This is a genomic window from Streptococcus oralis (assembly GCF_001075875.1).
GTDB lineage: Bacteria > Bacillota > Bacilli > Lactobacillales > Streptococcaceae > Streptococcus > Streptococcus oralis_I.
Genome location: NZ_JUOS01000143.1, coordinates 1 through 273 on the forward strand (window position 1 = coordinate 1; position 273 = coordinate 273).

Annotated in this window: 1 pseudogene; it reads right to left on the reverse strand. The window is 54.6% G+C overall.

The annotated features are described in order from the left end of the window. A pseudogene (locus ADM33_RS11500) lies at nt 1-273 on the reverse strand (peptidoglycan endopeptidase); the annotation flags it as partial.

Genomic DNA, 273 nt, shown 5'->3' on the forward strand with positions numbered 1-273 from the left:
GGCCTCAGCCTCAGCATCAACAAGCGCAGTAGCCTCAGCCTCAGCATCAACAAGTGCGGTCGCTTCAGCTTCAGCATCAACAAGTGCAGTAGCCTCAGCTTCAGCGTCAACCAGCGCAGTAGCCTCAGCTTCAGCGTCAACAAGTGCAGTAGCTTCAGCCTCAGCATCAACAAGTGCGGTCGCTTCAGCTTCAGCATCAACTAGCGCAGTGGCTTCAGCTTCAGCATCAACAAGTGCAGTAGCCTCAGCATCAGCATCAACAAGTGCGGTAGC